At 39.0% G+C, this 1,898-nt stretch carries 2 protein-coding genes; both read right to left on the minus strand.

Annotation, left to right across the window (positions count from 1 at the left end; translation table 11 throughout):
- A partial coding sequence (locus FBQ94_RS17355) for a carbonic anhydrase (RefSeq protein WP_285442314.1) occupies positions 1–930 on the minus strand: 930 nt, incomplete at its 3' end.
- 130 nt (positions 931–1,060) lie between these two features.
- Positions 1,061–1,898: formate/nitrite transporter family protein (locus tag FBQ94_RS17360; RefSeq protein ID WP_285442315.1), on the minus strand; the 838-nt coding region annotated here is incomplete at its 5' end.

Here is a 1,898-nt window from a genome sequence, read left to right on the forward strand (position 1 = left end):
CTCCGTTTCTTTCTCATCCGAATCGAAATATTTTGAACCGCCATATGCACCGCAGTCTTTATGCCCAATAAGAACAAGGTGATTTACATGATGTAAATTTAATAGTATATCAATTTTATCGAAGGTAATTTTTTGAGTTTCCGGCCTTATAATATCCATTACAGAGCCTGGTATTGCAATGTGGTCGTAATCATCTTTTATTTTAAGGTTTTCTGTGAGAAAGACCCGAATGAATGAGACAAACCGAAAATCAACACAGGAAATTACCAGGGTATTACAATCATTGCTATGGTCACAATTCTCAGCCACCATTTGGCCTATCTCTGTATTTGCCATGATTATAGAATGATTGAATGCAGCACCGTAGATACGTTCCATATAATAAAATTTTTCGTTGCCTACACTCTTCAGCGATGCAAGGAAAAGGTCTATCTTTAAATTCGGATATTTCTCGTTAAGAATATCCCGCACCCGCCTGAGGCCATTCGATAGTACCTCCGTTTCTTTCTCATCCGAATCGAAATATTTTGAACCGCCATATGCACCGCAGTCTTTATGCTCGATAAGAACAAGGTGATTTACATGATGTAAATTTAATAGTATATCAATTTTATCGAAGGTAATTTTTTGAGTTTCCGGCCTTATAATATCCGTTACAGAGCCTGGTATTGCAATGTGGTCGTAATCATCTTTTATTTTAAGGTTTTCTGTGAGAAAGACCCGAATGAATGAGACAAACCGAAAATCAACGCAGGAAATTACCAGGGTGTTACAATCATTGCTACGGTCACGACCCTCAATTATCTTTGGGTTTATCTCAGCATTTGCAACAGTTATAGAATGATTGAATGAAACATAACAAATAAGAATTATTATGAAAAAGATATATCCGACGTAAAAAAACCTTTTCTGTAAACCTTTGTTTCCCATACCAAATCCTCAAATAATCAAAAATTTACTTCATAATCAGAAAAAAAAGGGCCAGTAAATTTTACTGGCCCTTTCCACTACAATCAGCCTTTTCTACTTATTGTCTAGGTTTAAACGCTGTTATGCTAACTTACTGCTTCATCTTTACCCTAACGTCTTTAATCTCCTCTTCCATTTTTGGTGCTTTTAGAGATTCAGAAGTTCCCGTAGAAGCCTTTAAGAACTCTAACCTCTTAGCGCCTCTTTCATCCATAGCAGTAGCAAACCAATACAGAAATGTAACAAAGAAGGAACCACCCACAATATTACCTAAGGTAACAGCAACAAGATTCCACCCAAACATCTTACCCCATGAGATCTCAGGCCCGTGAGGCAAGAGATTTGCAATTGCCAATATCGTCATATTTGCTACACTATGTTCCATACCTGTTGTAACAAATGCAAACAGGCACCACCATATCATAATCAGTTTACCAGAATCGCTGGTGCATCTAAACGTTGACCATATAGCCAGACAAACGAGCCAGTTACAGAAGAGACCCCTGAAGAATAATTCCCACCAGGGCGCATTGCATTTATAGGTAGCAGCCTTTAAGATAAATGCTTTCCAGGGATCAGGGGCAAAGACGCCAGCAGCAATGATCATAAGTGCAAAAAGCAACGAGCCACCCAGATTTCCTAAGTACGTCCAAAACCAGCCCAGCATAGAATCTGAAAGAGTTACGGTGCCCCTCAGTGTTCCTTTAAATATCAAGAGGTTATATCCTGTAAACAACTCGGCTCCAGCAAAAATTACTAACGACAACGCAATACCAAAAGTTGCACCGGCAACTACCTTACCAATGCCGGGATTTATTGCTGCAACAGGCGCGGCAGCAATAAATGCAAGAATAACACCAAATCCAATGTAAAAACCAGCTATCACAGAGAGAGTCAAGAAACCTGTTAAGCTGTGTTTCATTGCAGTG

It is taken from the genome of Candidatus Jettenia sp. AMX1, from assembly GCF_030263775.1.
In the GTDB taxonomy this organism is placed as follows: domain Bacteria; phylum Planctomycetota; class Brocadiia; order Brocadiales; family Brocadiaceae; genus Jettenia; species Jettenia caeni.